The sequence below is a fragment of the Caulobacter sp. SL161 genome, assembly GCF_026672375.1.
GTDB lineage: Bacteria > Pseudomonadota > Alphaproteobacteria > Caulobacterales > Caulobacteraceae > Caulobacter.
The window spans coordinates 252,818-278,662 of the sequence record NZ_JAPPRA010000001.1 but is presented as its reverse complement, the minus strand read 5'-3'; the positions used below and the strand labels follow the sequence as shown (position 1 = coordinate 278,662).

Below are 25,845 nucleotides of genomic sequence, written 5' to 3'. Positions count from 1 at the left end.
AAGGTTAGTGCGCGCCGGTCAGGACCACGCCCACCAGAACGGCGGCATAGTGCAGGCCCGCGCCGCCGATGACGTGGCCGTGCCAGATGGCGCGGCGGAATTTCAGGCGGCGCATCAGGTAGAAGATCGTGCCCGTCGAATAGACGATCCCGCCGATCGCCAGCAGCAGCAGGGCCGGCCAGGACAGGCCCTCGATCATCGGCTTGATCGCCACCAGCACCAGCCAGCCCAGCGCCAGGTACAGACCCACCCAGAAGCGCTTGTCCAGGCCCGGCAGCAACAGCTTGGCCAGCACGCCGACGCCGGCCACCGTCCAGACCGCCGTGGTCATGCCGATGGACCACCAGCCGTGCAGGTTCTGGGTCGTGAAGGGCGTGTACGAGGCGGCGATCATCACGAAGATGCCGGCGTGGTCAAAGCGGCGCAGCAGCGGACGCCAGCGGGCCTTGGCGAAGTTGTAGGCCGTGGACAGCGACAGCATCAGGATCAGGCCCACGGTGTAGATGCTGACCGCCGCGACCTGGCCGAGATTGCCGAGACCGAACGCCAGGCCCAGCAGGATGCCGCCACCCATCAGGGCGCAGGCCAGGCCCGCCAGGTGGACGACAAGGTCGGCGCACTTGGCCGCCGGCGTCGGATAGTGCCGGCCTGGCTTGGCGATGGCCAAGTCGGTCGCTTGGCTGGCGATGGTGAGTTCGATCATGGCCCGGCTCTGGTGGCTTTCAGTATGCGCGAAGCATAGGTTCGTTCCGCGACATATAAGCGTCGATCATCGTGGCCGCGAAAGGGCCGAGGCGACACGAACGGGTGGAAAAACGCGATCAGGTCAATAGGCCGCGGGCACCGTCGAACATCAGCTTGCCGCCGACCAGCACCAAGAGCACGTAGATCAGCTTGTAGAAGCCTTCGGCGGGCACGCGCCGCACCAGCCAGACGCCGGCCCAGGTCGAGGCGATGGCCAGCGGCAGCAGCACGCCGGCCGTGGCCAACGCCTGCGGCGTCAGCTGGCCCAGCGCCAGGTAAGCCGGAACCTTCATCCAGTTGACGACGCCGAAGAAGATCGCGCTGGTGCCGATGAACACGTCGCGCGGCAGACCGCGCGGCAGGACATAGATCTGGAACGGCGGGCCGCCGGCGTGGGCGATCTGGCTGGTGAAGCCCGCCGTGGCGCCGCACAGGACGCCCAGCCAGGGACGCGCTGGACCCGCTTCGATTGAATCGGCCGCCCTGAGGGCGCGTTCGGCCCACAGCCGCTGCAGGGCGAAGACGACCGAAATCGCGCCGACCGCCAGCTCTACGGCCGCCTCCTCGACCAGGGCCGCCAGGGCCCAGCCCAGAAAGATGCCCACCGCCGCCGCCGGCAGCATCAAAACTAGGATCGCCTTGTCCCAGGTTTTCCGGAACGACCACACGCTGACCACGTCCTGCACCAGCAGGATGGGCAGGATGATCGACGCGGCCATGACCGGCGACACCGCGAGAGTCATCATCGGCACCGCCACCACCCCGATCCCCGCAAACCCGCCCTTGGTCAGGCCCAGCAAGATCACGGCGGGGATGGCCACGAGGTAGAAAAACGGATCGGTCAGCATGGCGGGGGGATTACAGCGTCCGCAGGATAATCCCAAGGCCGCACCGCCCCCTTCCGGGCCCTATAATCGCTTCTCCTGCTCGCGACGGAGGAGGTGGCCGATCCCTGCCCGTGGAGCGGGCGAAATCGGCGCGAAACGGCGGGACGGAGGGGGCGCTTTGGTCGTTAGGCCTCCAGCATCACCTCAGCGATCTGCACCGCGTTAAGGGCCGCGCCCTTGCGCAGGTTGTCGCCGACGACGAAGAGCGCCAGGCCGTGCGGAACGGTCGGATCGGGGCGCACGCGGCCGACAAAGACCGGATCCTGGCCGGTGGCGGCCAGCGGGTTGGGGACGTCCTCGATGACCACGCCCGGCGCGGCGGCCAGCAAGTCCAGCGCCTCGGCCACCGAGACCGGGCCGTCGAACTCTGCGTTGATCGACAGGGCGTGACCGGTGAAGACCGGCACCCGCACGCAGGTGCCGCTGACCGGCAGGCCGGGGATCTCAAGGATCTTGCGGCTCTCATCGCGCAGCTTCAGCTCTTCCTCGGTATAGCCGTCCTCGCCCAGCACGTAGTTCAGCGGCACCACGTTATAGGCCAGCGGCACGGCCCACTTGCGCGGGGCGGGCAGGGGCGCGGCGTCCGGGGAGCGGGCCAGACCGTCCAGATCCCCGGCCGCGCCGGCGCGCAGCTGCTCGGCCAGCACCTCGATGCCCTCCATGCCGCCGCCCGAGGCGGCCTGGTAGGTGCTGACGGTCAGGCGCTTCAGACCCGCCTTGTCGTGCAGGGGCTTGAGCACCGGCATGGCGGCCATGGTGGTGCAATTGGGGTTGGCGACAATGCCCTTGGGGATGTTCTGGAGGGCGTGCGGATTGACCTCGGCCACCACCAGCGGCACGTCGGGGTCCGAGCGCCAGGCCGAGCTGTTGTCGATCACCACGGCGCCGGCGGCGGCGGCCTTGGGGGCCAGCTCGCGCGAGGTCGAGCCGCCCGCCGAGAAGAACACAATGTCCAGGCCTGAGAAGTCGGCGGCAGCCGCGTCCTCGACCACGATCTCCTGACCGTTGAAGTCGATCTTGCTACCGGCCGAACGGGCCGAGGCGAACAGGCGCAGGGAGGCTACCGGGAAGTCGCGCTCGACCAGCAGCTCGCGCATCATGCCGCCGACCAGACCGGTGGCGCCGACGACGCCGACGTGGGGCGGATTGGCTCGGGAAAACTTGAAGCTCATGGTGTTGCGTCTCCGGTAGGGTGTGGAGCGCGGGGAGCTTTGGGTCTCTGGATGTGAGAGCCGCCCCGCGCATCGGCGGGGCTGGTTCGAGGATGCCGCTTAGATCGCGCGCACGCCCGCCGCCCCACCAAGGTGGGTCGTTTTGCGGGTAATAGTTTTGGTCGCGGCGAAAGACATCGGCCGCGCTTCTAGCGGCGCCGATGCGCCGCGTAAAGCCCTTCGGAGGCACAATGATGCGGCGGCGGGGTGTTTGGTCCTCGCGGCGGGTAAAAAATGCTTCCCCCGTTCCGCGCCGTCCAGCCAGCTAGAAGCCGAGTTCGGGCTGCATCGCCCCGGGTTGTTGGGTCTCGGGCAGGTGGCAGGTGAAGGTCGAACCGTTGCCCGGTTCGCTCTCCAGCGCCACCCAGCCGCCGTGCAGCTCGACCAGCGCCTTGACCAGGGCCAGGCCCAGGCCCGGGCCGCCGCGATCGCGGCCGACGAAGCGGTCGAAGATGTGGGCCTGCACATGGAACGGCACGCCCCGCCCGGTGTCGGAGACGTCCAGCCGCACCTCGCCCAGCGCCCGGCTGGCCGACAGGGTGACGCGGCCGCCCGGCGGGGTCTGGCGCAGGGCGTTTTCCACCAGATGGTCCAGCGTCTGGGCCAGACGCTTGCCGTCACCGCGGATCAGGCCGACGTCCTCCTCGCATTCGACGGCCAGGGTGACGCCGCCCAACTGGGCGTCCTTGAGGGCGCGCTCCTGCGCGTTCAGCAGCAGGTCTGAGACGCGGATGTCCTCGATCTCCAGCGCCATTTCGCCGGCGTCGATCTGGGCCATGTCCAGGACATCGTCGATCGAGCGCGCCAGCTGGGTGGCGGCGGCGCGGACGGCGGCCACGTGGTTGCGGCCCCGCTCGGAGATGCCGTCGGCCCGCTCCAGCAGCTCCGAGTAGCCGATGATCGTCGTCAGCGGCGTGCGCAGCTCGTAGGAGACGTTGCCGACGAAGTCGCGCTTCAGGCGCTCGGCCTCAGCCAGGGCGGCCGAGCGGTCGGCCAGGGCGCTTTGCAGGTCGCGGGTGTCTGTGACGTCGGCGAAGGCGATCAGGGTCGCGCCGTCGGGTAGCGGCCGGCTCTGGTACAGCACGATGCGGCTGTCGGAGGTCCGCACCTCGCCCGAGGTCGGGGCGCGCATCTGCGGATCGGGATCGGCGACCCGGCCCTTGAGCTCGCGCCAGAACGACAGGTCGTGCAGGCGCGGCACGCACAGTTCGACCACGCCCTCGAAGTCGCCGGCCGCCTCCAGGGCGTGGGGCGTGACGTTCCAGAAGGCCTCGAAGGCCTCGTTGTGCAGCCGCAGGCGGCCGTCCGAGCCAAACACGGCGACGGCGTCGTTCAGCTTGTCCAGCGTGGCCTGCTGCACCTGGATCAGGGCGTTGTACTGGGCCTTCAGGCGCAGCTCGCCGGTGATGTCGGAATAGATCAGCAGCATGCCGCCCAGCGGGTGCGGCTGACGGACGACCTTCAGCGTGCGGCCGTCGGGCAGGTCCCACAGGTCGTCGGCCTGCGGGCCGAGATGCTCGTAGCGGGCCAGTTCGGCGGCCTTCCAGCCGGCGTAGTCGATGGTCTCGGGCAGGCGGCGGCGCTGGCGCAGGCGGTCCAGCACCTCGCCGTGGGTCGGACGGTCGGCCAGCCAGGCCGGCTCCAGGCCCCACAGCTCGGCGAAGGCGGTGTTATGGTAGGACAGGCGGCGCGTCTGGCTGAATATCGCCACGGCCTCGGCGATGTGGTTCAGGGTCTCGTCGTGCGCCTCGACGTGCTTCTTGAAGGCGTCGCGGACATCCTCGATCTCGGTGACGTCGGCGCAGAACACGCCCACCCCGCCGCCGTCCAGCGGCTGGGCCGACAGGCGGAACGCCCGGCGGCGGCCCTCGACATTGATCCAGCGCAGCGCTTCGCGACGTTCGCCCTTGCCGGCGGCTTCGACGACCACGGCGTCGGCGCCGCGATCAAAGCTCTTGCCCGCCAGGGCCGGGGCCTGGGCGGAGGCCGCGCCCACGGCGCGCACAAAGGCGGCGTTGCCCCAGATCGCCTGGCCATCGGCGCCGGCGATCCAGCAGGGCTCGACCACGCTGTCGACGAAGGCGGCGAAGCGGGCCGCGGTGGGCAGGCCCGAGTCGGCGCGGTCGATCGGCGCCAGACGCAGCCAGGCCAGGGCGCCCGCCGCGCGACCCTCGACGGAAACCAGGCCATGGGGACCGCGCGCTTCGAATACGCAAGGCTCGCCACGCTCGAACAGGGCGGTCAGCTTCTGGGCGTAGTTGGGATCGGCGTCGCTGAGCGTAGCGACCACGGCCGAGACCTCGGCGTCCGCCCCCAGCGCCTTGGCGCAGGCGGCCAGGCCCTCGCCGCCGGCGACCAGGTTGGCGCGTCCGCCCTCGACGGCGATCACGGCGGTGTCGAAGGCGTCGAGCCAGGCCGGGGCGTCGTCCGAGTCTCCCTGATGGATCAGGCGCGCCTTGAGCGCGGCGATGCGCGCCTCCAGGTTCCGTCGCTGCCCGTGGGACCACAGGGCGACGGAAATGGCGAGACACACCGCGCCGGCCGCCGCCGCGAGGATCAGGTCATACGAAGTCATCAGGCGCGCGCTACCCCAGCGGGTCTTCGAATCAGAATCCCAGATTAGTCGGGCCGTGACCAGAGGGCGATCAAGCTCGGGTGTGGCCGTCCGTCGCGTTTTCTGCGTTCGTCGGCAAGATCGGCGGTCGGCTATGGCGATCTTCGCCAATCGCTCTATGTGAACGGGATGACCTGGTCCGATCGCCTCGCCCCCTCGCTCGACGATTTCGCCCTCCTGGCCAAGCAGGCCTTCGACGACCTGCCCGCCGAATTCCGCCACCTCGCCGGCGAGGTGGTGATCCGGGTCGACGACTTTCCGAGCGAAGAGGTTCTGGACAGCCTCGGCATCGAGGACGCCTTCGAGCTGACGGGGCTCTATCAGGGCGTGGATCTGAGCAGCCGCTCGGTGCTGGACTTCGGGGCCGAGCCCTCGCGGGTCTTTCTCTATCGCCGGCCGATCCTGGACGAGTGGGCCGAACGCGGCGACGTCAGCCTGGGGGATCTGATCACCCATGTGCTGATCCATGAGATCGGCCACCATTTTGGCCTGTCGGACGACGACATTCACCGCATCGAGGACGAGGCATGAGCTTCTTCGACACCGAAGCCTGGCGCGAGCGCATGGACGAGCGCTGGTTCGATACCGGCGTGGCCATGGCCGAGGCGGGCGCGGTCGACCTCGTCGCGCTCGAGGATGACAAGGTCACCGCGCACGTCACCGGGAGCGTCGGCGACCTCTATGTCGTGCAGCTGTGGGCGCCGGCGGGCGAGGGGACCTGCACCTGCCCCGGCTTTGAGAAGTTCGGCGCGTGCAAGCACCAGGCGGCCGTGGTCAGCGCCGCCAACGCCGCTGATCTTGGCAAGGTCAAGGACCGGATGGCCCGGCTGCGCGACGGCCTGGCCCTGGACAGCCGCGAGGCGCTGGTCGAGCGGCTGGCCGAGCTGGCGCGTCTGCAGCCGGCCGTGCTGGCGGCGCTGGAAGGGCGCGTCTGATCGCCGACGTGGCTTGACCTTCGACCCGCCCGGCCGCTCTCCTGATGCGGGGAGATCCAAAATGGCCAGCTGGTACGAGCGTCACATCCTGCCGAAGCTGCTGTGCTGCGCGTGCGGCGCGCCGGCGATCCAGGCTCAGCGGCGGCGCGTCGCGCCCCGCGCCGAGGGCGAGGTGCTGGAGCTGGGGATCGGCGGGGGCCTGAACCTGGCCTATTACGACCCGACCAAGGCAAAGCGCGTGACGGGCGTTGACCCCTCGCCCGAGCTGCGGGCGATCGCCGAGCAGGCGCCGCGTCCAGACGGCCTGGTCGTCGACATCCAGGCCGGCGAGGCCGAGCGCCTGCCCTTCGCCGACGCCAGCTTCGACACCGTGCTGTGCACCTTCACCCTGTGTTCGGTGCGATCGCCCACGGCGGTGCTGGCCGAGGCGCGCCGCGTGCTACGCCCCCATGGTCGCTTCCTGTTCTGCGAGCACGGCCTGTCGCCCGACGCCGAGGTCTCGCGCTGGCAACGTCGCCTCGAACCGCTCTGGAAGCGGATGGCCGGCGGCTGTCACCTGACGCGGCCGGTGGCGAGCGCCGTCGAGGCGGCCGGCTTTGCGCTGGACGAGGTCGAACAGCGCTACATGCCCAAGACGCCCCGGCCTCTGGGCTGGTGCGAATGGGGCGTGGCGCGGCCGGCCTAGAGCTTCGACAGCAGCCGCTCCACCCAGGCCGGCACGACCTCGGTGGCGGGTCCGTAGAGCTTCTCGTCGAACACATAGGCGTTGGCAGAGGGCTCCAGATTGATCTCGCAGGTCGAAATCCCCATCGCCCGCGCCTCGGCCACGAAGCCGGCGGCCGGATAGACCGAGCCCGAGGTGCCGATCGAGACGAAGAGGTCGGCGCGCGAGAGGGCGTCCTCGATCTCGTCCATGAACAGCGGGATCTCGCCGAACCAGACGACATGAGGCCGGGCCCCGCCATCGCGTCCGCAGGCGGCGCAGACGGTGTCGGGCGACAGCGGTCCCGTATCGGGCCAGGTCGCCTCGCAATGGTGACAGCGAGTGACGGCCAGTTCGCCATGCATGTGGATCACGCGCCGGCACCCGGCCTTTTCGTGCAGGTCGTCGACATTCTGGGTGCAGAGGAACAACTCGCCGCCGCGACTCGCGAGGCCCGCCTCCAGCCGCGCCAGCGCCTCATGCGCCGCATTCGGTCGGGCCTCGGCAAGGTTGGCGCGGCGGGCGTTGTAGAAGTCGCGCACCAGGGCCGGATTGCGCGCGAAGCCCTGCGGCGTCGCCACCTCGTTCAGGTCGTACTTCGTCCAGACGCCGTCCTTGTCGCGGAAGGTGCCCAGACCGCTCTCGGCCGAGACGCCGGCGCCCGTCAGAACGAAGACTTTCATGATCCCTCGCAATACCCCTGAGGCGCGAACCTGACGGCGGCGTCATTTTTCATTTGACCGCGATCAAGTCTTGAGTTGACAGTGTTTAGATAGTCGAAGGCGCGCGCAAGACGGGCCTCGGCGCCATCCATCATGACGAACGGCCGAATTAGGGAGCGCCGCCATGACCGACAAGAACATCACCAAGGACGCCATGTACGACGCGGTGGCGCCGGACGATTTCGAGTCGATGCTCGAACTTGACCGGTACAACAACCGCTCGACCGCGTTCGACAAGATCATTTCCGCGACCCACGACCACTTCTGGGATCCGCTGGACAAGGCCTATATCGATTTCGACGAGCCGTTCGACATGGAGAACCAGCCGCTGGTTCCCGAGGAAATGGTCATCGCCCTGTCGACCGACTATGTCTCGAACCACCTGTCGGATCCGAAGGTCCGCACGCGCTTCATCAACCAGTCGGTGCTGCGGAACTTCTCGTCGATCCTGCACGGCGAGCAAGGCGCGCTGAACCTGTCGGCCAGCCTGTGCCACGTGCTGAAGGACCAGGGCGCGCAGGAGTACGCCGCCAACCAGACCCGCGAAGAGGCCCGCCACGTCACGGCCTTCGCCAAGTACATCAAGGCCCGCTGGGGCAAGCCGGTCGAGTGCGGTCCGGCCCTGAAGACCCTGCTGGTCGAGATCATTGGCTCGCCCGAGGTCTACAAGAAGATCATCGGCATGCAGATGCTGGTGGAAGGCCTGGCCATGGGCGCCTTCGCCACTTTCTACAACAACATCAATGATCCGGTCGGCAAGAAGCTGCTGCAGCTGGTGATGACCGACGAGGCCTTCCACCACAAGTTCGGGAAGATCTGGGCCGACCGCACCGTGCCCAAGCTGTCGCCCGAAGAGCACGCGATCATCGAGGACTGGGCGGCGCACTGCTTCCAGACCCTGCTGTTCAACCTCGTCTCGCCGCACCAGCAGCTGGATCTCTACCGTGAGTTTGGCCTGGATCCTGACAAGGTGGTCGAGGAGTACGGGAAGATCATGACCGACGACGTGCGTCGGGAGAACATGAAGGAGCAGACCAACATCTTCCGGGTGCTGGTCAAGACCCTGCTGAACGCCGGCATCATCACCGACCGCACCAAGGCCTTCTACGCCATGTATGTCGACCTGGCCGAACTGAAGGATGAAGGCGAGCGCATGGTCGGCGACGACATCGCCGAAGAGGGCATCCGCTATCTTCAGGCCATCAACTTCAAGGACCGCCCCGTCGCGCCGGTCAGCATCGCGGCCGAGTAGGGATCCCACCTCCCGAAGACGTCGCCCCGCCCCGCCGGAACCCCGGCGGGGCGGTTTTCGTTTCGGTGGTCCGCCAGCGTCCGCCGGAGCGCTCAGCGCGTATCGCAGGGCGACGTCTTTCCGGAGATTCCATGCGCAAGTCGCTGCTCGCCCTGCCCGCCGCCCTATCGCTGACCGCTATCCTGACCGCCTGCGCGTCAGGGCCGGTCGGCAATCCCAACCCGCCGCAGCCGGCCAAGTCGGTCGAGGTCGATCGCTATCTGGGCAAGTGGTACGAGGTGGCGCGCTATGACATGCGCTTCCAGAAGGGCTGCGAGGGCGTCACAGCCGAGTACTCCAGGCGTCCCGACGGCCTGATCCGGGTGTTCAACACCTGCCGCCAGGACGCGGTCGATGGGCCGGTCCGCACGGCGGAGGGCAAGGCCAAGGTCGTCGACACCGCGACCAACGCCAAGCTGAAGGTCAGCTTCTTTGGCCCGTTCTTCGGCGACTACTGGGTGATGGACCATGCCGACGACTACAGCTGGGCGATCGTCGGCGAGGGCTCCGGGCGCTATCTGTGGCTGCTGTCGCGTCAGCCCCCGACCGACGCCGACCGCGTGGCGCTGACCGCGCGGGCCAAGGCGCTGGGCTACGATGTCGGCCTGCTGCGCCCGACCAAGCAGCCGCCGGGTTGATCGGGATGGAAATCCTCGTCTTTCGACAAGCTCAGGATGAGGATTTCGTGTGCTCCGAGGCCAGCCGCCGTCCTCACCCTCAGCTTGTCGAAGGACGCGGACGACACTCGGCGCCTGACGTCGGCAAAGCCAACGAAAAACGGCCTCCCCTGAGGGAGGCCGTTTCCATTCGACGATCAGCCTAAAGCCCTCAGGCCGCCTTGGCGGTGCGGCGCGGATGGAAGAACAGCGCCTGACCGATGGCCGCCTTCACCGTTTCGGGCTGGAACGGCTTGGTGATCAGGAAGGTCGGCTCGGGACGCTCGCCGGTCAGCAGGCGCTCGGGGAAGGCGGTGATGAAGATCACCGGCACGTCCATGCGCCCCAGGATGTCCTTGACCGCATCGATGCCCGACGAACCGTCGGCCAGCTGGATGTCCGCCAGCACAAGGCCAGGCGTCCGGCGGGTGACGGCCTCGAGCGCCTCGCCGCGCGTAGCGGCGATGTCGGTGACGTCATGGCCCAGCTCGCGGACCAGCGCCTCGATGTCGGCGGCGATGACGGGCTCGTCCTCGATGATCAGGACCTCGGTCGCCAGTTCGGCGTCGATCTCGGCCTGGGCGTCACCGATCAGCCGCTCCACCTCGCCGAAGTCGCAGTCCAGGATCTGGGCGGCTTCGGTGGGCGTGAATCCTTCCAGGGCCGTCAGCAGGAACGCCTGACGCGAGCGCGGCGCGATGCGCATCAGGCGCTGGGCGGCGTCGTCACCTGCGTGTAGGCCCTGGTCGTGACCCATTTCCAACTTGGCCCCGGAGCTGAGCCAGATGGCGTGGAAAACCCGGTAAAGCGCCACGCGAGGCGACAGGTTCGCGTCCAGCACAAGCTCGCCCGCCGCCAGGGCCTCCAGCGCCACACGCACATAGTGGTCGCCGGTCGCCTGGTCGCCGGTCAGGGCCCGGGCGTAGCGGCGGATGTAAGGCAAATGCGGCGCCAAGCGAGCAAGAAGACTCATGACCCCTCCCAATTCTGTGTCTTCGAAGATCTACTAACCAACGGCGAAGCTACGCCGTTCCGTCGAAGGTCGATAACGCCCGCTCAACTCGACGGTTCCGCCCTACGCAGATTTTTGCCATCTTATGCCCAAGCTTATGGAACCGGGTACGGAAAACCACGTTGTCGTCTGGCGGAAAGACATTCGGCCAAAGGGGGCGGGCGCCGATGAACTTCGGCGTCGAGGACATGATCGAACACGTACCGATGGAAGACAAACGCAAGGGCGCTGCGGCGCTGGATGAAGCACGCCTTCGCCAGCAGGCGATCGGCGTCAAGCTGCGGCAGATGTTCGACGAGGTCGTCAACGAGCCGGTGCCCGACGAATTTCTCGCCATCCTCCGCAAGGCCGAGCGTCCGGCGGGGGGCGAGTAGGCATGGTCGCGGAACAGATCGGACGCTCGCCGCCGGATCCGGTCCGGGACAACAGCTTCAAGCACGAGCTGGTGGCGCTGATCCCGCACCTTCGCGCTTTTGCGCGCACCCTCACCGGTGATCCTACCGCAGCCGACGATCTGGCGCAGGACGCGATGATGAAGGCCTGGGACGCGCGGGCGAGTTTCCAGTTGGGCACCAATATGAAGGCCTGGACCTTCATGATCCTGCGCAACCAGTTCTATTCGGAAAAGCGGCGTAGCTGGCGCCAGAGCCAGCTCGACCAGGAAGCGGCCGAACGCACCCTGGTGGCCGTGGACGATCCGGAGGCCCCGGTGGCGCTGGACGAACTGCGCCAGGGCCTGTCGATGCTGCCCGCCGAACAGCGCGAAGCGCTGATCCTGGTCGGGGCCGGCGGCTTCGCCTACGAGGAGGCGGCCGAAATCTGTAATTGCGCCGTTGGCACGGTGAAGAGCCGGGTCAGCCGCGCGCGTCGGGCGTTGCAGGCGATCCTTGAGAGCGGCGCCTATGACCGTGATGGGGCGGCGGCGGGGGATGCGATGCGGGCGATCCTGGCCGACGCGGAGCGATTGAGCGCCTTGCGGTGACCGCCTTTACCGGCCGCGCCGCGCGGGCCGTCACCTCGATCCGCGTCCGGCTGGCCATGGCGCTCTGCGTGGCCCTGCTGCCTGTTCTGATCCTGGGCGGGTTGCAGTCGATCTTCGCCTTCCGGGCGGAGGCGGACGCGCGCCGCCAGAGCCTGGAGCTCGCGGCCGGACACAGCGCCACCATCGCCCGGGCCCGCATCGAGGCGGCGGGCGTCCTTCTGCAGACCCTGGGTCCCGGCTCGGTGGGCCTGGAGTGCGCCCAGCGCCTGGCCGACGTCCGCGCCCGGCTGCCGGGCTACGCCAACCTGATCCGCTTTGATGCGCGCGGCCGGGTGTCCTGCGCGGCGGCGACGACTCCGTACGATCCCCAGCGCGGCGCGCGCCCCTGGTTCCAGGCGCTGCGGGCCAGTGAGGATATGGTCGTCGCCTCTGCGCCGGGCGTGGTCTATGCCGACGAACCGGCGATGCTGGCCGCCGTCCGCGCGGGGACCCCCGAGCGCTTCGACGGGGCGATGGCCGCCGTGCTGACCTTGCGCGAGCTGAAGCTCCAGACCACCAATCGCTTCATGCCCGAAGGCGCGGAGGTGGCCCTGGCCGATTACAACGGCCGGGTGTTCGCCGCCACCCGTCCACAGGCGTTCGGGGCGCCGCAGCTGGACTGGCGACAGATTGCGGCGCGCGACAAGTCGGTGATGTGGAGCGGCGCCGATCTCGAAGGTCATAGCCGCAACTATTCCGCCGCGCCGCTGGTCGACGACCACGTGTTCGTGATCCTGTCGGCGCCGTCGCCGGGCCTTTTGTCCTGGGCGTCGATCAATCCGATCTCGCGCCTGCTGCTGCCCCTGCTGGCCTTCTTCCTGGCGCTGGGGGCGGTGCTGTACGCGGCCGAGCGCGGCGTGATCCGCTGGATCGTCTATCTGCAGCGCGTGGCGGCCATCTATGCCCGGGGCCGCTTCACCGTGCGGCCGCTGCAGGCCGAGCGCGCGCCGCCGGAAATCCGCGAACTGGCCGCCACGCTGGACGCCATGGCCGGCGGGATCGTCGCCCGCGACGCCTCGCTGATGGACAGCCTAGCCGAGAAGGACGCGCTGATGCGCGAGATCCATCACCGGGTGAAGAACAACCTGCAGATCATCACCTCGCTGCTGAACATGCAGCAGCGGGCCCTGTCGGATCCGGCCGCCAAGGCGGCGATGAACGACACGCGCCAGCGCATCACCGCCCTGGCCCAGATCTATCGCGCGCTCTACCAGGGCCCCGATCTGAAGCGGGTCGATCTGCGTCCGTTCCTCGAAGAGCTGACGGCTCAGCTGCTGGCCGGCGACATGGGCGGCCTCGGCGGCGGAGGCGGGCTGGTGCGGACGGAGGTTCACGCCGACCCGCTGGTCATTGATCCGGATCGCCTGGCGCCGATCGCCCTGTTCGCGGTCGAGGCCATCACCAACGCCCAGAAGCATGCCTTCGGACCAAGCGGTGGGACCCTGGTCGTCGGTTTCCACGTGCGGGGCGAGGAGGCCGAGCTGTCGATCAGCGACGATGGTCCGGGGGCCGTCGAGAGCCTGGGCGGAGGCGTCGGGCGCACCCTGATGACCGCCTTTGCGCGCCAGCTTCGCGGCCAGGTCGCGTTCGAGACCCGCGAGCCGCGCGGCCTGACAGTGCGGCTGACCTTTCCTACGCCCCAGGCGCTGAGCGCCGCCGGCTGATCCGGAACCGAGCTTCGCCGCTGGCGTTCTGAAAGGGCAGCGGTTCAAACGCCTCGGCCCGCGATGGTCTTCGGCGAACAGCGGAGAAAATGATGCGTAAACTGGTGATCCTCGCCGTCCTCGCCGCGTCCTTGTCGGTCGCGGCCTGCAACACGGTCGAAGGCGCGGGCAAGGACGTCTCGTCGGCCGGCAAGGCCGTCACGGACACGGCCCGCGACGTCAAGAAAAACTAAGTCCTAGGCCAAGGTCCGTCGAAAAGGCCCGCCAGTCCGCTGGCGGGCCTCTTCTTGTTTCAGGCGGCCGCCGCGCGGATAGACGGATCGCGCAGATAGATCCCCCGCCCGCCCGGGGCCGGGGTCAGCAGTTCGTCGATCTCGGAGGCGTCGTCCTCGGTGTCGAGCACCAGAACTCCGTCGTCGGGCAGCAACGCGGCCAGCGAACGCGCGACCTGGCCGCGAAGAGAGGCGTCCATGCCGCCCAGCACGTTGCGCAGCAGGATCACGTCGAACCGTCCCATCGCCGAAAGGTCGGCGAGCAGGTTGATGCGCTTCCAGCGCACCATCTGACGAATACGCGGCGAGATCGCCCAGGTGTCGTCCTGGTTCTCGAAGTACTTGATCAGCATGCGGATCGGCAGGCCGCGCTGGACCTCGAACTGGGTGTAGATGCCGGCCTGAGCTTTTTCCAGGCTGCGTTCGGAGAGGTCCGAGCCAAAGAACTCAAACCGCGTGCCGGTGACCAGCCCCGGGGCCTCGGCGGCGGCGATCGCCATCGAATAGACTTCCTGACCCGTGGCGCAGGCGGCGCTCCAGATGCGGATCGGCGCTTCCCGGCGGCGATGCGACAGGGCGGGCAGGATCTGGTCGCGCAGCTGGGCGAAGGTTTCCCGGCCCCGGAAGAAGGTGGTCTCGCTGCGGCACAGCGCCTCGACCACGGCCCAGATCAGCCGCTCTTCGCGCTTGGTGCGCAGCGCTCCGATCAGGGCGTCGATCGAGTCGTAGCCCTCGCGGCGCGCCAGGGGCGCCAATCGGCTCTCGATCAGGTAGGGCTTCTCGGTTTCGACCCGCACGCCGGCGCGGGCGCGGCCCAGGGCCGCCAGCAGGTCCATGTCCTCGGGCGTCACAGCAGGCCCGCCTCGGCGAACTTCGCCTCGATGATATCGCCGTCGAAGGGCTTCATGATGTACTCGTCCGCACCCGCATCGAGGGCTGTGCGGATATGGTCGGGACTGTTCTCGACCGTGCAGAACACGACCTTGGGCGTCATCCCGCCGGGCTCGGCCCGCAGCTGACGCAGAAACTCGATGCCGTTCATCACCGGCATGTTCCAGTCGAGCAGCACCGCGTCAGGCATGGCCGCGCGACACCACGCCAGGGCCTCCATGCCATCGGCGGCCTCGGCGATCTCGAAGCCGATGTCCTCGAGGACTCGGCGGGCGACCTTGCGGATCACCCGGCTGTCGTCGACCACCAGACAGGTCTTCACGGCGCGCTCCAATCCAGGCGGCCACCATGCGCGGCCGCTGGTTAAGGAGCGGTTTGCTAAACCCGGATCGGGGCGCGGAGATTGTTAAAGATTACGCCGGGACCCAGGCGGCGATCGAGGCGCGGTCCTCGCCGATCTCGACGGCGATCTGGCCGCCGGCCGCGCGTACCAGGGCGTTCAGATAGGCCGCCTGCACCCACGGACCGCCCAGGCCCTCGGCCAGCGGCTCGCCCTTGAGGCCCGCCAGGACCTCCGGACGCAGCCGCGCGCGCGGGCCCTTGGCGTCGGCGATGATCGAGAAGCGCCCGTCGGCGGCCACGCCCTTGACAGTGGCCACGCCGCCGGCCGGCAGGGCGCTGGCGGCGATCTGGGCGATGTTCAGCACCGCGCGCGACGAGGGCTTGTTCATCGCCTGCGGCTCGATCTGCCAGTCCAGGGTCGGGCGCACATGAGCGAACACGCCCTGCGCCAGCTTTTCCAGTTCGCGCGAGTCGAAGTTCTCGGCCGAGGCCGACGCGCCGAAGGCCACCCGGGTGAACTGCAAGAGGTCCGCCAGCTTGCGGGCCGACGAGGCGATCAGGTTCATGGCGTCGTCGCGCATGTCCTGGGCCGAGGGGTCTTCCAGCAGATCCAGGCCCGAGACGATGGCGCTGGCCGGACTGATGAAGTCGTGACACAGGCGCGCGGCCAGCATGGCGGCGAAGTCGGGACCCTGGACGTCGGTTTCGGGGGACGCGGGGGCGGTGGTCTCGGTGACGGTCTCGGTCATGGCGGCGAACTCTGCCGTGATTTGAGCCATTCGCAAACCGGGCTCCGGCGCCGCGCGGCTATCGCCGCTTGGAGAAAATAACGCACCCGTTTGGCGGGTCTTTGATTTCATCCCGTGCAGACAGGCCCTATGGAAGCGGCCGTGATCGATCCGTTCCTAGAGCCCGGCGTGCTTGTGCGCCATCCTGGCCAGCCCGACTGGGGTCTGGGTCAGGTGCAGTCCGTGATCGGCCACCGCGTGACGGTGAATTTCGAAGAGGCCGGCAAGCAGACCATCGACGCCACGCGGGTGCGGCTGGTCTTCGTCGGCGACGACCCCCGGGGGCAGGCATGAGCGACGATAGGCGGACGGTTCAAGATCTCGCGGACTGGGGCCGGACCCTCGCCAAGATCACCGAGGAGGCCGCGGTGGTCATCCTGCCGTTCTGGCGCACCGAACTGGCCGTCGCCCAGAAGGCCGACGAGAGCCCGGTGACCGAGGCCGATCGCGCCGGCGAGCGGCTGATCCTGGAACGCCTGGCGGCGCTCTACCCCGCTATCCCGGTGATCTCGGAAGAAGACGCCAGCGAGTTCGGCACGCCCGAGTCCGTCGGACCGCGTTTCTTCCTGGTCGATCCCGTCGACGGCACCAAGGCCTTCGTGCGCGGCGATCCGAACTTTACGGTCAATATCGGCCTGATCGATCACGGCGTTCCGGTCGCGGGCGCGGTCTGCGCCCCAGCCACCGGCGAGGTGTGGTTCACCACGGCTGACGGCGCCGCCAAGCGCGCTGGCCCCGACGCGCCCGAGGCGCCGATCCGGGTCCGTCCCTGGCCGACCGGCCAGGCGCTGGGTCTGATCAGCCACACCATGCGCGAGGAAAAGGCCACGGAGTTGGCCGCCGAGTACGGCTTTGATCTGCGCACGCCGATGGACAGCTCGATCAAGATGTGCCGGATCGCCGAAGGCTCGGCCGACATCTATCCGCGCCACGGACCGACCTCGGAGTGGGACACGGCCGCGGGCCACGCCGTGCTGGTCGCCGCCGGTGGAACCTTCGTGCAGCCGGACGGCTCGCCCTTCCTCTATGGCAAGGCCGACCAGAGCTTCCGCAACGGCGGGTTCGTGGCGCGCGGCGGGCGAGCGTAGACTTAGGGAACGTCCTCGCTGACCGCTTCGGCGGGCGTGGAGAGGATGGTTCCGGCCGAGGCCGCGACGATGGCGGCGATGGCCAGCCATTGGGTCAGGGAAAGGCGCTCGTGCAGGATCGCCAGCCCCGCCAGGGCCCCTACTGCGGGCTCCAGGCTGAGCAGGACGCCGAAGCTGCGTTTGGGGATGCCGCGCAGGGCGATCATCTCCAGCGAATAGGGGATGGCGCTGGACAGCACCGCCACCAAGAGGCCCAGGGCGGCGATCTTTGGATCGAACAGCACAGGCCCGGCCGAGACGATGCCGATCGGGGCGACGATCAGCGCGGCGGTGGTCATGCCCAACGCCACCGAGCGTCCGGCATGCAGATGCGCCGCCCGCTTGCCCATAATGATGTACAGCGCCCACATCACCGCCGCCGCGCAGGCATAGGCGACGCCGACCGGGTCGAGCGGCTTTGCGCCGGGATTGATCGGCAGCAGCAGGCCAAGGCCCAGCACCGCTAGCGCGATCCAGACGAAATGGATCAGGCGCCGCGAGTGGGCGACGGCCAGGACCAGCGGGCCCATGAACTCGATGGCGATCGCCACGCCCAGCGGAATGGTGCGGATCGACATGTAGAAGCACAGGTTCATCGTCCCCATCACCGCGCCGTAAATCGCCACGGTGCGCAGATCCGCGCCGGAGAGCGGGTGACGCCACGGCCGCCAGATGGCCAGCAGGATCAGGGCCGAGAAACCCACCCGATAGGCGCTGACGCCCTGGGCGCCGACCAGCGGGAACAGGGTCTTGGCGAACGAGGTCCCCACGCACAGCGTGACGATCGCGGCCAGGAGCGCCGCATAAGGCAGGAAGGAAGCGCGGGCGCCGGACATGGTCCGTCTTTAGGGGGAGGGCGCTGGGAAGGCCAGACGCCGCCCGACTTGATCCGCGAACAAAGCTGGAACATGATGGCGACCGATGGATGTGATCATCGAACTGGCGCCCTCCCGCCCCGAAACCACGCTGGCCGTGACGCGCGGCGCGGCGCGGCTGCTGGTCGATCTGGGCTATGCGCCCCTGGCGGAAGTGACCCTGCCGAACGGACGCCGCGCCGACCTCATGGCCTTGGGGCCCAAGGGCGACGTGCTGATCGTCGAGGTGAAATCGGGGCTCGAGGATTTCCGGGTCGATCGCAAGTGGGGCGACTATGCGCCGTTCTGCGACGCCTTCTATTTCGCGGTGGCGCCGACTTTTCCCGAGGGAATCCTGCCTGAAGACCCGGGTCTGCTGGTCGCCGACGGGTTCGGCGGCGCGGTGGTGCGCGAGGCGCCGCTGACGCCCTTGGCGCCGGCGCGACGCAAGGCCCTGACCCTGGCGTTCGGCCGCCTCGCCGCCTGGCGGGCGGCGGGCGTGAACGCCGAGCGGCTCAGTCTGTAGAGCCGGGCCGCCGGTTTCGGCCTCAGCGGCCCAGATTGCGCGAGATCAGTAAGCCCAGGCCCAGTCCGATGGCGAAGGCGCCTAGGGCAACGCCCATCGGGTGATCTTCGGCGACGTGGTGGGCTTCCTTGGCCTGCTTGGTGGTCCAGGCCGCGCCGGCGCGGGCCTTCTCGGCGGCGAAGGTGCGGGTCTGCTGAGCGACGTCGGTGGCCGTATCGCGCGCCGACTTGACGGCGTCGAGCGCGGCGTCCGTGGCGCGTTTGGTGTTCTCGACGATGTCGTCGATCGCTGACGGGATGTCGGACGGGGTAAGGCTGTTGATCTGGGTCATGGGAGGCTCCTCGGCTTGACCCTGGGAGAACTCGCAGCGCGCCGATTAGTTCTCGCGAACCACCTTCAAAACCGCCTCACCATAGCGATCGAGCTTGCCTTGGCCCACGCCGCCGGCCTTGCCCAGCGCCGCCAGGGTGGCGGGGCGCGCGGCGGCGATCTCGGCCAGGGTGGCGTCGTGGAAGATCACATAGGGCGGTACGTGCTGCAGCTGGGCCTGCTCCTTGCGCCAGGAGCGCAGGGCCTCGAACAGGAGCTGGTTCTCGGGCGGGATGGTCAGGGCGCGGCCCTCGCGGCGCTTGCGCATTCCGCTGCCTGCGCGACCGCCGCTGTCGGGCGTGTCAGCCATCTGGCGCAGAGCGACCTTGCGTTCGTTGCGATAGACTTGCCGTACGCCCTCGACATCGCCCAAGCCGATCAGCGGCCGCCCGTCATTGGGGTCCTCGCGCAGCAGACCTTCGAAGATCAGGGTGTCGAAAAGATCGCGCCAGGTCGGCTGGCTGAACTCGCGGCCGATGCCGAAGGTCGGCAGTTGCGCCTCCTGGGGCGTGACGTCCTTGGTCTTGCCCATCAGGTGCTCGATCACGCGGCCACGACCAAGACGCCCGCCCAGCCGGTGGACGGCCGACAGCGCCTTCTGGGCCGCTTGCGTGGCGTCGATCCCGGTGGGTGGCGAGACGCAGATGTCGCAGACCCCGCAGGGGGCCACGCCCTCTTCGCCGAAATAGCGGCGTACAGCGGCGGCGCGGCAGGTGACGCCCTCCAGCATGGCGTAGAACTGGCGCAGCTTTCGCGACTGAACCTGTTTGACCTCGTCGGGCGCCTCGCGGGTCTCGATCCGGCGAGCGGCCCAGGCCATGTCCGCCGAGCCGTAGAGGGTGATGCCCTCGGCGGGCTGTCCGTCGCGGCCCGCGCGGCCGACCTCCTGCCAATAGGCCTCGATGGCGGCCGGCGGATCGGCGTGGATCACATACCGAACGTCGGGCTTGTCGACGCCCATGCCGAACGCGATCGTGGCGACCATCACCGCAGCGTCGGCCTCGAGGAAGTCCTCCAGCCGGCGGGCGCGGACGGCCTTGTCGAGGCCTGCATGATAGGCCAGGGCCGGGACGCCTTCCGCATTGAGCCGCTCGGCCAGCTTTTCGGTCCCGTCGCGCGATCCGGCATAGATGACGCCCGAGCGGCCGGGGCGCTCCAGAACGAGCTCGACGACCCGGTCGTGGCCCTTGCCGCGCTTGCGTTCGGCGCTGAGCGCCAATTCCGGGCGTGCGAAGCTGTCGACGAACTCGGCTGCGCCCTGCAGGCGCAGCTCGGCGCGGATGTCGTCGCGGGTGCGGGCGTCGGCGGTGGCGGTGACGGCCAGGCGCGGCACGTCGGGAAACAGCTCGGCCAGCCGGCCCAGCATCCGGTAGTCGGGGCGGAAGTCGTGACCCCACTGACTGACGCAGTGGGCTTCGTCTACGGCGATCAGGGCCAGCGGCGTGCGCGCCAGGCGATCCAGCATCCAGGGCTGCATCAGGCCTTCGGGCGACAGATAGAGCAGATCGACCTCGCCGGCGTCGATGCGCCGCCAGATGTCTGAGCGCTCGTCCATCGAGATGTTGCTGTCCAGCCGCTCGGCCGCCACGCCCGCCTGGCGCAGCCCCTGCACCTGGTCGGCCATCAGGGCGATCAGCGGCGAGATGACGAGGCCCAGGCCCGGCCGGATCAGCGAGGGGATCTGGTAGCACAGGCTCTTGCCGCCGCCCGTGGGCAGCACCGCCACGGCGCTGTGGCCGGTCAGCAGCTCGTGGATGACCCCGGCCTGCAGACCCCGGAAGTCGGCGTGGCCGAACGTGCGGCGCAGGACGTCGCGCGCGCGGTCCAGTTCTGGGGATTCGGGAGGGACGTACACGGGCGCTCTTATGGCCGCCGCTCCGCCCCCCGCCAAGCCAGGAACTGAGGCATGGCGGTTTCTGTGGGCGGGGTCGCCGAAGGGTTCCCGACGCGCGCCGCGCCCCCTATGTTGCCGGCCATGACCGACGCCGCCGCGCCCCCGCTTCCGAACGCTTCCGAACTGACCCAGGACGGCCCGGCCGTCCGGCTCTTCCTGGTCGACGGCTCGGCCTATCTGTTCCGCGCCTACCACGCCCTGCCGCCGCTGACGCGCAAGAGCGACGGCCTGCCCGTGGGCGCGGTGCAGGGCTTCTGCAACATGCTGTGGAAGCTGCTGCGCGACATGCAGGGCGACACGCCCACCCACCTGGCGGTGATCTGGGACCACTCGGAAAAGACGTTCCGCAACGCTCTCTACGACCAGTACAAGGCCCACCGCCCGCCGCCGCCCGAGGACCTGATCCCGCAGTTCCCGCTGGTGCGTGAGGCCACGCTGGCCTTCGGCGTCCCGGCGATCGAGCTGCCGGGCTACGAGGCCGACGACCTGATCGCCGCCTATGCCTGCAAGGCTCGCGATCTGGGCGGCGAGGCGATCATCGTCTCGTCCGACAAGGACCTGATGCAGCTCGTCGGCGATGGCGTCTCGATGTACGACCCGATGAAGGGCGTGCGCATCGAGCGCGAGCAGGTGTTCGAGAAGTTCGGCGTCTATCCGGAGAAGGTGGTCGACGTTCAGGCCCTGTGCGGCGACAGCGTCGACAACGTCCCGGGCGCGCCGGGCATCGGGATCAAGACCGCCGCCCAGCTGATCACCGAATATGGCGATCTCGACACGCTGCTGGCGCGCGCCGGCGAGATCAAGCAGCCCAAGCGTCGCGAGACCCTGATCAATTTCGCCGACCAGATCCGCCTGTCGCGGGCCCTGGTGAAGCTGGACTGCGACACGCCTCTGCCCCAGCCGCTGGACGCCCTGACGGTGCGCGAGCCCGACAAGGAGGCGCTCGCCGCCTTCCTGGAGCAGATGGAGTTCCGCTCGCTGGCTCGCCGGGTCGGCGACGGCTCGGCCGCCGCCACGCCGGGAACACTGGATCGCCCCGCCGCGCCGCCCAAGGCGCCGGTGGTCAGCGTCTCTTACATGGGCGCGGCCGCCCGCGCCGCCGCCCACCCGGTCGAGCCGGTGAAGATCGACCACGCGGCCTATGCCTGCGTCCGCGATCTTGAGACCCTTAAAGCCTGGGTGGACAAGGCCACGGCCAAGGGCCTGGTCGCCTTCGACACCGAGACCGACGCCCTGTCGTCGGCGACGGCGGGGCTGTGCGGGGTGTCGCTGGCCATCGCGCCCGGCGAGGCCTGCTACATCCCGATCAGCCACTGCGAAAAGGCCGATGGCCTAGCCTTCGAGGCGCCGGCCGACATTGAGCAGATCCCGCTGGCCGACGTCATCGCCACCCTCAAGCCGCTGCTGGAGGACCCGGCGGTGCTGAAGGTGGCGCAGAACGCCAAGTACGACATCGCCGTGCTGGCGCGGCACGGGATCCAGGTCGCGCCGATCGAAGACACCATGCTGATCAGCTATGTGCTGGAGGCGGGCCTGCACGGTCACGGCATGGACGAGCTGTCCGAGCTGCATCTGGGCCACAAGCCGATCCCGTTCAAGCAGGTGGCCGGCAGCGGCAAGGGGCAGATCAGCTTCAAGCACGTGGCCCTGCCCGAGGCGACCGCCTACGCCGCCGAGGACGCCGACGTCACCCTGCGGCTCTACCATCACCTGAAACCGCAGCTGGCCCGCGCGGGCCTGTCGACGGTCTATGAGACTCTGGAGCGTCCGATGCCAGCGGTGCTGGCGATGATGGAGAACAACGGCGTCCGCGTGGATCCCGAAGCCCTGCGTCTTCTGTCCAACGAGTTCTCGCTGCGGATGGCGCAGTTCGAAGCCCGCGCTCAGGAGCTGGTCGGCCGGCCGTTCAACCTCGGCAGCCCCAAGCAGATCGGCGACGTGCTGTTCGGCGAGATGCAGATGAAGGGCGGCAAGAAGACCGCCACTGGCCAGTGGTCGACCGACAGCGACGTGCTCGAAAGCCTGGCTCTGGAGCATGAACTGCCGCGCGTCCTGCTGGACTGGCGCCAGCTCTCCAAGCTGAAGGGCACCTACACCGAGAACCTGATCGCGGCGATCGCGCCGTCGACCGGGCGGGTGCATACGTCATACGCCCTGGCGGCGACGACGACCGGGCGTCTGTCGTCGTCCGATCCCAACCTGCAGAACATCCCGGTCCGCACCGAGGAAGGCCGCAAGATCCGCAAGGCCTTCGTCGCGGGACCCGGCAACGTGCTGATCAGTGCTGACTACAGCCAGATCGAGCTCCGGTTGCTGGCCCATATCGGCGACATTCCGCAGCTGAAGAAGGCTTTCCAGGAGGGCCTCGACATCCACGCCATGACGGCCTCGGAGATGTTCGACACGCCGATCGAGGGCATGGACCCGATGATCCGCCGCCGGGCCAAGGCGATCAATTTCGGGATCGTCTACGGCATCAGCGCCTTTGGTCTGGCCAACCAGCTGGGCATCGGCCAGGGCGAGGCGGGGGCCTATATCAAGACCTATTTCGAGCGCTTCCCGGGTATCCAGGCCTATATGGACGCGACCAAGGCCTTCGTGCGCGAGCACGGCTATGTGACCACGATCTTTGGCCGCAAGATCAATATCCCCGATATCGAGGCCAAGTCGGCCGCCCACCGCCAGTTCGCCGAGCGCGCGGCGATCAACGCCCCGATCCAGGGCGCGGCCGCCGACGTCATGCGGCGGGCGATGATCCGTATGCCCGCGGCGCTGGAGGCCGCCGGGCTGTCGGCCCGGATGCTGCTGCAGGTGCACGACGAACTGGTGTTCGAGGCGCCCGAGGCGGAGGCCGACCGCGCCTGCGACGTGATCCGGGCGGTCATGGAGAAGGCCGCCGAACCGGCGGTGGCACTGTCGATCCCGCTTACGGTCGAGGCGCGGGCCGCCGGAAATTGGGACGAGGCGCACTGATCAAAAACTAGGCGCTCGTATCACCTGTGCGACATACGGTCGCGGCAGGGTTAATGCCTCCGAAAGGGATTTGGGCGGAAGACTATGGGTGAGGACGGGACTCGGTCTGCGCTGAAAATTCAGCTTTCTCCGGGATTTGAGGCCTCGCGCCCGACCTGGAGCCAGCCGTGTCCTTTGGTGACCTGAAGATCTCGCAAAAGCTAATGGCGGTGTTCGCCGTCATGCTGACCACGATCATGCTCATGGGCGTGGCGCTCTATGCCAATAATGTGAGCTTCACCAAGTCGGTGCATCGGACCGAAAGCGCCTACGAAATGGTCCGCGCGGCGAACGACGCCGCCTTCCGCCTGACCCGTCAGGAAAACTCGCTGCGCGGCTTCCTGCTGTCGGGCGACAGCTACTACGTCAAGCGCCTGGAAGAGGCCCACAGGCCCAAGTTCTTGAAGGCGCTTGATAATATGCGCGCCCTGGCCGCCGGCGATCAGGCGGATCTGGCGCGGATCGCCGCTGTCGACGCCGCCTACGCCAACTATCGCAAGATGGCCATCGAGCCGGCCTTCGCGCTCGGCGCCGATCCGGCCACCCGTCCCCAGGCGGTCGAACTGGTCCGCAACGACGGCGTCGCCGACAAGGCCGTGGAACCCGTCGAAAACGCCATCGAGGCGATCACCAAGAACGCCGAGGAAGAGTTGGCGACCGAGGCGGCCGCCCAGAAGAGGGCCGGTACGCAGTCGACCCTAGCCCTGGCGATCGGCATCCTGGTCACCGCCGCCGTTGCGGTCGGCGGCGGGCTGCTGCTGACCGGCGCCATCGCCAAGCCGGTCACCGCTATGACCAGCGCCATGCGCCGCCTGGCTTCGGGCGACCATAGCGTTGATGTCCCGGCGCGCGGCCGCAAGGATGAGATCGGCCAGATGGCCGCCGCCGTAGCCTACTTCAAGGATTCCGAAGCCGAGAAGGTCCGGATCGAGGCGGCCGCGGCCGAAGAGCGTCTGTCCGCCGACCGGGAGCGCGCCGCCAGCGAGGCCGAGAGGGCTGAGATCGCCCATCACGACGCCGTCGCCATCTCGGCGCTGAATGAAGCTCTGGACCACATGGCCTCCGGCGACCTGACTCACCGCATCACGACGCCGTTCGCCCCCAAGACCGAGAGCTTGAAGACCAACTTCAACGCCGCCGCCGACCGGATGCAGGAGGCGATCCAGGCGATTGGCGTGGCGACGGGCGGCGTGAACAGCGGCTCGGACGAGATCTCTCAAGCGTCCGACAATCTATCGCGCCGGACCGAGCAGCAGGCCGCCAGCCTGGAACAGACCGCTGCGGCTCTGGATCAAATCACCGCGACGGTCCGCAAGACCGCCGCCGGCGCCAAGGAGGCCTCGCAGGTCGTGGCCGTCGCCCGCGCCGACGCCGAGAAGTCCGGCCAGATCGTCAGCCAGGCGGTTTCGGCGATGACCGAAATCGAGACGTCCTCCAATCAGGTCAGCCAGATCATTGGCGTGATCGACGAGATCGCCTTCCAGACCAACCTTCTGGCGCTGAACGCCGGCGTCGAAGCCGCCCGCGCGGGTGAAGCGGGTCGCGGCTTCGCCGTCGTCGCGCAAGAAGTCCGGGCCCTGGCGCAGCGTTCGGCCGATGCGGCCAAGGAGATCAAGACCCTGATCTCGACCTCGACGCAGCAAGTCGGCGCCGGGGTTAATCTGGTGGGTCAGACGGGTGAGGCGCTGAACCGGATCGTCGAACAGGTCGCGGCGATCGACAGCTTGGTCAAGGAGATCTCGGCCTCGGCCAGCGAGCAAGCGACGGGCCTGAACGAGGTCAACACCGCCGTGAACCAGATGGACCAGGTCGTCCAGCAGAACGCCGCCATGGTGGAAGAAGCCACGGCCGCGACCCACTCGCTGAAGAACGAGGCCAAGTCCCTGGCCGAGATGGTCGCGCGCTTCCGCGTGGCCGAAGGCGCGGGGATGGCGCCGGCGGCGAGCGCGCCGCGCGTCAACTACCGTCCGCCGGCCGAGGCCCCCGCGCCCCGTCCCACCGTGTCGGCGAGGCCAGGGCGCGGCTCCGCCGCCGTGGCGGTCCGCGAGGACTGGGAAGAGTTCTGATCCCTGCTGGCCAGGATAAACGTCAAAGGGCTCCCGGTTCGCCGGGAGCCCTTTTTGCTTTGTTCTCAGCCCTTGCTGATAGCGATCGTCTCGAACGACGACTGGGTGGGCTGGGGCTTGGGCGCCGGGCCGGGCGTCGGCAGGGCGAGGCCGATGGCGGCGGCGATCAGGAGGGCGAGGGCGAAGAAGGCCTTGCTGGCCATGGTGGGGTCTCTGGTCTGCGTCGTGTCGCGACAATCGCTAA

At 68.5% G+C, this 25,845-nt stretch carries 28 protein-coding genes and 1 pseudogene; 14 read left to right on the top strand and 15 right to left on the bottom strand.

Annotated features, from left to right (window positions below; translation table 11 throughout):
• Nucleotides 1-4: 4 nt before the first annotated feature.
• The 5 genes from trhA to divL all read right to left on the bottom strand — a co-directional run bounded on the left by trhA (nucleotide 5) and on the right by divL (nucleotide 5,417).
• On the bottom strand, nucleotides 5-703 hold the full coding sequence (trhA, locus tag OVA11_RS01520; protein WP_268065733.1) for a PAQR family membrane homeostasis protein TrhA: 699 nt from the start codon (nucleotides 701-703) through the stop codon (nucleotides 5-7).
• A 118-nt stretch (nucleotides 704-821) separates the two neighbouring features.
• Complete coding sequence (locus OVA11_RS01515; protein ID WP_268065732.1) at nucleotides 822-1,592, bottom strand: sulfite exporter TauE/SafE family protein; 771 nt, start codon at nucleotides 1,590-1,592, stop codon at nucleotides 822-824.
• 164 nt (nucleotides 1,593-1,756) lie between these two features.
• Complete coding sequence (locus OVA11_RS01510) at nucleotides 1,757-2,803, bottom strand: aspartate-semialdehyde dehydrogenase (protein ID WP_268065731.1); 1,047 nt, start codon at nucleotides 2,801-2,803, stop codon at nucleotides 1,757-1,759.
• Between the two features lie 99 nt (nucleotides 2,804-2,902).
• Nucleotides 2,903-2,980 carry a hypothetical protein gene (locus OVA11_RS01505; RefSeq protein ID WP_024265966.1) on the bottom strand — a complete coding sequence of 26 codons (78 nt, stop codon included), beginning with the start codon at nucleotides 2,978-2,980 and terminating at the stop codon, nucleotides 2,903-2,905.
• Nucleotides 2,981-3,107: 127 nt separating this feature from the next.
• Nucleotides 3,108-5,417, bottom strand: a complete 2,310-nt coding sequence (divL, locus tag OVA11_RS01500; protein WP_268065730.1) for a cell cycle protein kinase DivL — start codon at nucleotides 5,415-5,417, stop codon at nucleotides 3,108-3,110.
• A 168-nt stretch (nucleotides 5,418-5,585) separates the two neighbouring features.
• Here divL and OVA11_RS01495 point away from each other — a divergent pair, with 168 nt between their 5' ends.
• The 3 genes from OVA11_RS01495 (at nucleotide 5,586) to OVA11_RS01485 (ending at nucleotide 7,076) form a co-directional block, all read left to right on the top strand.
• Nucleotides 5,586-5,987: a metallopeptidase family protein gene (locus OVA11_RS01495; protein ID WP_268065729.1), complete on the top strand. Its 402-nt coding sequence runs from the start codon at nucleotides 5,586-5,588 to the stop codon at nucleotides 5,985-5,987.
• On the top strand, nucleotides 5,984-6,391 hold the full coding sequence (locus tag OVA11_RS01490) for an SWIM zinc finger family protein (protein ID WP_268065728.1): 408 nt from the start codon (nucleotides 5,984-5,986) through the stop codon (nucleotides 6,389-6,391). Before OVA11_RS01495 ends, OVA11_RS01490 begins: the two co-directional genes overlap by 4 nt.
• Before the next feature lie 61 nt (nucleotides 6,392-6,452).
• Nucleotides 6,453-7,076 carry a class I SAM-dependent methyltransferase gene (locus OVA11_RS01485; protein WP_268065727.1) on the top strand — a complete coding sequence of 208 codons (624 nt, stop codon included), beginning with the start codon at nucleotides 6,453-6,455 and terminating at the stop codon, nucleotides 7,074-7,076.
• Here the strand turns inward: OVA11_RS01485 and OVA11_RS01480 are convergent.
• The gene (locus OVA11_RS01480; RefSeq protein WP_268065726.1) at nucleotides 7,073-7,789 is read right to left on the bottom strand and encodes an NAD-dependent deacylase; all 717 of its coding nucleotides are present in this window, start codon (nucleotides 7,787-7,789) and stop codon (nucleotides 7,073-7,075) included. The genes OVA11_RS01485 and OVA11_RS01480 overlap by 4 nt on opposite strands.
• 151 nt (nucleotides 7,790-7,940) lie before the next feature.
• On the opposite strand from OVA11_RS01480, the gene OVA11_RS01475 reads away from it, so the two are divergent.
• Nucleotides 7,941-9,068 carry a ferritin-like domain-containing protein gene (locus OVA11_RS01475; RefSeq protein WP_268065725.1) on the top strand — a complete coding sequence of 376 codons (1,128 nt, stop codon included), beginning with the start codon at nucleotides 7,941-7,943 and terminating at the stop codon, nucleotides 9,066-9,068.
• A gap of 131 nt (nucleotides 9,069-9,199) precedes the next feature.
• Nucleotides 9,200-9,745 (top strand): lipocalin family protein, encoded by a 546-nt coding sequence (locus OVA11_RS01470; protein ID WP_268065724.1) that lies wholly within the window; start codon nucleotides 9,200-9,202, stop codon nucleotides 9,743-9,745.
• Nucleotides 9,746-9,753: 8 nt separating this feature from the next.
• Here OVA11_RS01470 and OVA11_RS01465 read toward each other — a convergent pair.
• Nucleotides 9,754-9,837: pseudogene (locus OVA11_RS01465) on the bottom strand (hypothetical protein); the annotation flags it as partial.
• A 98-nt stretch (nucleotides 9,838-9,935) separates the two neighbouring features.
• Nucleotides 9,936-10,736 (bottom strand): anti-anti sigma factor/receiver protein PhyR, encoded by an 801-nt coding sequence (gene phyR / locus OVA11_RS01460; RefSeq protein WP_268065723.1) that lies wholly within the window; start codon nucleotides 10,734-10,736, stop codon nucleotides 9,936-9,938.
• A 227-nt stretch (nucleotides 10,737-10,963) separates the two neighbouring features.
• Here phyR and nepR point away from each other — a divergent pair, with 227 nt between their 5' ends.
• From nepR to OVA11_RS01440, 4 genes are all read left to right on the top strand, one after another.
• A complete protein-coding gene (nepR, locus tag OVA11_RS01455; RefSeq protein WP_024265964.1) occupies nucleotides 10,964-11,149 on the top strand; it encodes an anti-sigma T factor NepR in 186 nt (61 codons plus the stop codon).
• 2 nt (nucleotides 11,150-11,151) lie between these two features.
• A complete protein-coding gene (locus OVA11_RS01450) occupies nucleotides 11,152-11,757 on the top strand; it encodes a sigma-70 family RNA polymerase sigma factor (RefSeq protein ID WP_268065722.1) in 606 nt (201 codons plus the stop codon).
• Entirely contained in the window at nucleotides 11,754-13,460 is a 1,707-nt protein-coding gene (gene phyK, locus OVA11_RS01445; RefSeq protein WP_268065721.1) for a sensor histidine kinase PhyK, read from the top strand. The genes OVA11_RS01450 and phyK overlap by 4 nt, the downstream gene beginning before the upstream one ends.
• Before the next feature lie 89 nt (nucleotides 13,461-13,549).
• Nucleotides 13,550-13,693: an entericidin A/B family lipoprotein gene (locus OVA11_RS01440; RefSeq protein ID WP_010921302.1), complete on the top strand. Its 144-nt coding sequence runs from the start codon at nucleotides 13,550-13,552 to the stop codon at nucleotides 13,691-13,693.
• Between the two features lie 59 nt (nucleotides 13,694-13,752).
• On the opposite strand, the gene OVA11_RS01435 is transcribed toward OVA11_RS01440, so the two are convergent.
• From OVA11_RS01435 to chpT, 3 genes are all read right to left on the bottom strand, one after another.
• Complete coding sequence (locus tag OVA11_RS01435; protein ID WP_096034477.1) at nucleotides 13,753-14,583, bottom strand: CheR family methyltransferase; 831 nt, start codon at nucleotides 14,581-14,583, stop codon at nucleotides 13,753-13,755.
• Nucleotides 14,580-14,957, bottom strand: a complete 378-nt coding sequence (locus tag OVA11_RS01430; protein ID WP_015923289.1) for a response regulator — start codon at nucleotides 14,955-14,957, stop codon at nucleotides 14,580-14,582. The genes OVA11_RS01435 and OVA11_RS01430 overlap by 4 nt, the downstream gene beginning before the upstream one ends.
• 79 nt (nucleotides 14,958-15,036) lie before the next feature.
• Nucleotides 15,037-15,714, bottom strand: coding sequence for a histidine phosphotransferase ChpT (gene chpT / locus OVA11_RS01425; protein ID WP_096034831.1), 678 nt, complete (start codon nucleotides 15,712-15,714; stop codon nucleotides 15,037-15,039).
• A 141-nt stretch (nucleotides 15,715-15,855) separates the two neighbouring features.
• Between chpT and OVA11_RS01420 the strand changes: the two genes are divergently transcribed.
• Nucleotides 15,856-16,047 carry a DUF3553 domain-containing protein gene (locus OVA11_RS01420; protein WP_024265963.1) on the top strand — a complete coding sequence of 64 codons (192 nt, stop codon included), beginning with the start codon at nucleotides 15,856-15,858 and terminating at the stop codon, nucleotides 16,045-16,047.
• Nucleotides 16,044-16,841 (top strand): 3'(2'),5'-bisphosphate nucleotidase CysQ, encoded by a 798-nt coding sequence (gene cysQ, locus OVA11_RS01415; RefSeq protein WP_268065720.1) that lies wholly within the window; start codon nucleotides 16,044-16,046, stop codon nucleotides 16,839-16,841. The genes OVA11_RS01420 and cysQ overlap by 4 nt, the downstream gene beginning before the upstream one ends.
• A 2-nt stretch (nucleotides 16,842-16,843) precedes the next feature.
• Here cysQ and OVA11_RS01410 read toward each other — a convergent pair whose 3' ends face one another.
• Complete coding sequence (locus tag OVA11_RS01410; protein WP_268065719.1) at nucleotides 16,844-17,716, bottom strand: EamA family transporter; 873 nt, start codon at nucleotides 17,714-17,716, stop codon at nucleotides 16,844-16,846.
• A gap of 85 nt (nucleotides 17,717-17,801) precedes the next feature.
• Here OVA11_RS01410 and mmcB point away from each other — a divergent pair, with 85 nt between their 5' ends.
• Nucleotides 17,802-18,260: a DNA repair putative endonuclease MmcB gene (gene mmcB / locus OVA11_RS01405; RefSeq protein WP_268065718.1), complete on the top strand. Its 459-nt coding sequence runs from the start codon at nucleotides 17,802-17,804 to the stop codon at nucleotides 18,258-18,260.
• Nucleotides 18,261-18,282: 22 nt separating this feature from the next.
• Here mmcB and OVA11_RS01400 read toward each other — a convergent pair whose 3' ends face one another.
• Nucleotides 18,283-18,591, bottom strand: coding sequence for a hypothetical protein (locus tag OVA11_RS01400; RefSeq protein WP_268065717.1), 309 nt, complete (start codon nucleotides 18,589-18,591; stop codon nucleotides 18,283-18,285).
• A gap of 45 nt (nucleotides 18,592-18,636) precedes the next feature.
• Complete coding sequence (gene recQ, locus OVA11_RS01395) at nucleotides 18,637-20,484, bottom strand: DNA helicase RecQ (protein WP_268065716.1); 1,848 nt, start codon at nucleotides 20,482-20,484, stop codon at nucleotides 18,637-18,639.
• A gap of 120 nt (nucleotides 20,485-20,604) precedes the next feature.
• Between recQ and polA the strand changes: the two genes are divergently transcribed.
• Together polA and OVA11_RS01385 are read left to right on the top strand one after the other, a co-directional pair.
• Nucleotides 20,605-23,496, top strand: a complete 2,892-nt coding sequence (polA, locus tag OVA11_RS01390) for a DNA polymerase I (protein WP_268068869.1) — start codon at nucleotides 20,605-20,607, stop codon at nucleotides 23,494-23,496.
• 167 nt (nucleotides 23,497-23,663) lie between these two features.
• Entirely contained in the window at nucleotides 23,664-25,601 is a 1,938-nt protein-coding gene (locus tag OVA11_RS01385) for a methyl-accepting chemotaxis protein (RefSeq protein ID WP_268065715.1), read from the top strand.
• A 65-nt stretch (nucleotides 25,602-25,666) separates the two neighbouring features.
• On the opposite strand, the gene OVA11_RS01380 is transcribed toward OVA11_RS01385, so the two are convergent.
• Nucleotides 25,667-25,804, bottom strand: a complete 138-nt coding sequence (locus OVA11_RS01380) for a hypothetical protein (RefSeq protein WP_268065714.1) — start codon at nucleotides 25,802-25,804, stop codon at nucleotides 25,667-25,669.
• Nucleotides 25,805-25,845: the final 41 nt, after the last annotated feature.

Excerpts from the sequence above, each read along its gene's own strand:
- trhA (WP_268065733.1), bottom strand. The coding sequence starts at position 703 with ATGATCGAACTCACCATCGCCAGCCAAGCGACCGACTTGGCCATCGCC.
- OVA11_RS01515 (WP_268065732.1), bottom strand. The coding sequence starts at position 1,592 with ATGCTGACCGATCCGTTTTTCTACCTCGTGGCCATCCCCGCCGTGATC.
- OVA11_RS01510 (WP_268065731.1), bottom strand. The coding sequence starts at position 2,803 with ATGAGCTTCAAGTTTTCCCGAGCCAATCCGCCCCACGTCGGCGTCGTC.
- OVA11_RS01505 (WP_024265966.1), bottom strand. The coding sequence starts at position 2,980 with ATGTCTTTCGCCGCGACCAAAACTATTACCCGCAAAACGACCCACCTT.
- divL (WP_268065730.1), bottom strand. The coding sequence starts at position 5,417 with ATGACTTCGTATGACCTGATCCTCGCGGCGGCGGCCGGCGCGGTGTGT.
- OVA11_RS01495 (WP_268065729.1), top strand. The coding sequence starts at position 5,586 with ATGACCTGGTCCGATCGCCTCGCCCCCTCGCTCGACGATTTCGCCCTC.
- OVA11_RS01490 (WP_268065728.1), top strand. The coding sequence starts at position 5,984 with ATGAGCTTCTTCGACACCGAAGCCTGGCGCGAGCGCATGGACGAGCGC.
- OVA11_RS01485 (WP_268065727.1), top strand. The coding sequence starts at position 6,453 with ATGGCCAGCTGGTACGAGCGTCACATCCTGCCGAAGCTGCTGTGCTGC.
- OVA11_RS01475 (WP_268065725.1), top strand. The coding sequence starts at position 7,941 with ATGACCGACAAGAACATCACCAAGGACGCCATGTACGACGCGGTGGCG.
- OVA11_RS01470 (WP_268065724.1), top strand. The coding sequence starts at position 9,200 with ATGCGCAAGTCGCTGCTCGCCCTGCCCGCCGCCCTATCGCTGACCGCT.
- phyR (WP_268065723.1), bottom strand. The coding sequence starts at position 10,736 with ATGAGTCTTCTTGCTCGCTTGGCGCCGCATTTGCCTTACATCCGCCGC.
- nepR (WP_024265964.1), top strand. The coding sequence starts at position 10,964 with ATGATCGAACACGTACCGATGGAAGACAAACGCAAGGGCGCTGCGGCG.
- OVA11_RS01450 (WP_268065722.1), top strand. The coding sequence starts at position 11,152 with ATGGTCGCGGAACAGATCGGACGCTCGCCGCCGGATCCGGTCCGGGAC.
- OVA11_RS01440 (WP_010921302.1), top strand. The coding sequence starts at position 13,550 with ATGATGCGTAAACTGGTGATCCTCGCCGTCCTCGCCGCGTCCTTGTCG.
- chpT (WP_096034831.1), bottom strand. The coding sequence starts at position 15,714 with ATGACCGAGACCGTCACCGAGACCACCGCCCCCGCGTCCCCCGAAACC.
- cysQ (WP_268065720.1), top strand. The coding sequence starts at position 16,044 with ATGAGCGACGATAGGCGGACGGTTCAAGATCTCGCGGACTGGGGCCGG.
- OVA11_RS01410 (WP_268065719.1), bottom strand. The coding sequence starts at position 17,716 with ATGTCCGGCGCCCGCGCTTCCTTCCTGCCTTATGCGGCGCTCCTGGCC.
- mmcB (WP_268065718.1), top strand. The coding sequence starts at position 17,802 with ATGGATGTGATCATCGAACTGGCGCCCTCCCGCCCCGAAACCACGCTG.
- OVA11_RS01400 (WP_268065717.1), bottom strand. The coding sequence starts at position 18,591 with ATGACCCAGATCAACAGCCTTACCCCGTCCGACATCCCGTCAGCGATC.
- polA (WP_268068869.1), top strand. The coding sequence starts at position 20,605 with ATGACCGACGCCGCCGCGCCCCCGCTTCCGAACGCTTCCGAACTGACC.
- OVA11_RS01380 (WP_268065714.1), bottom strand. The coding sequence starts at position 25,804 with ATGGCCAGCAAGGCCTTCTTCGCCCTCGCCCTCCTGATCGCCGCCGCC.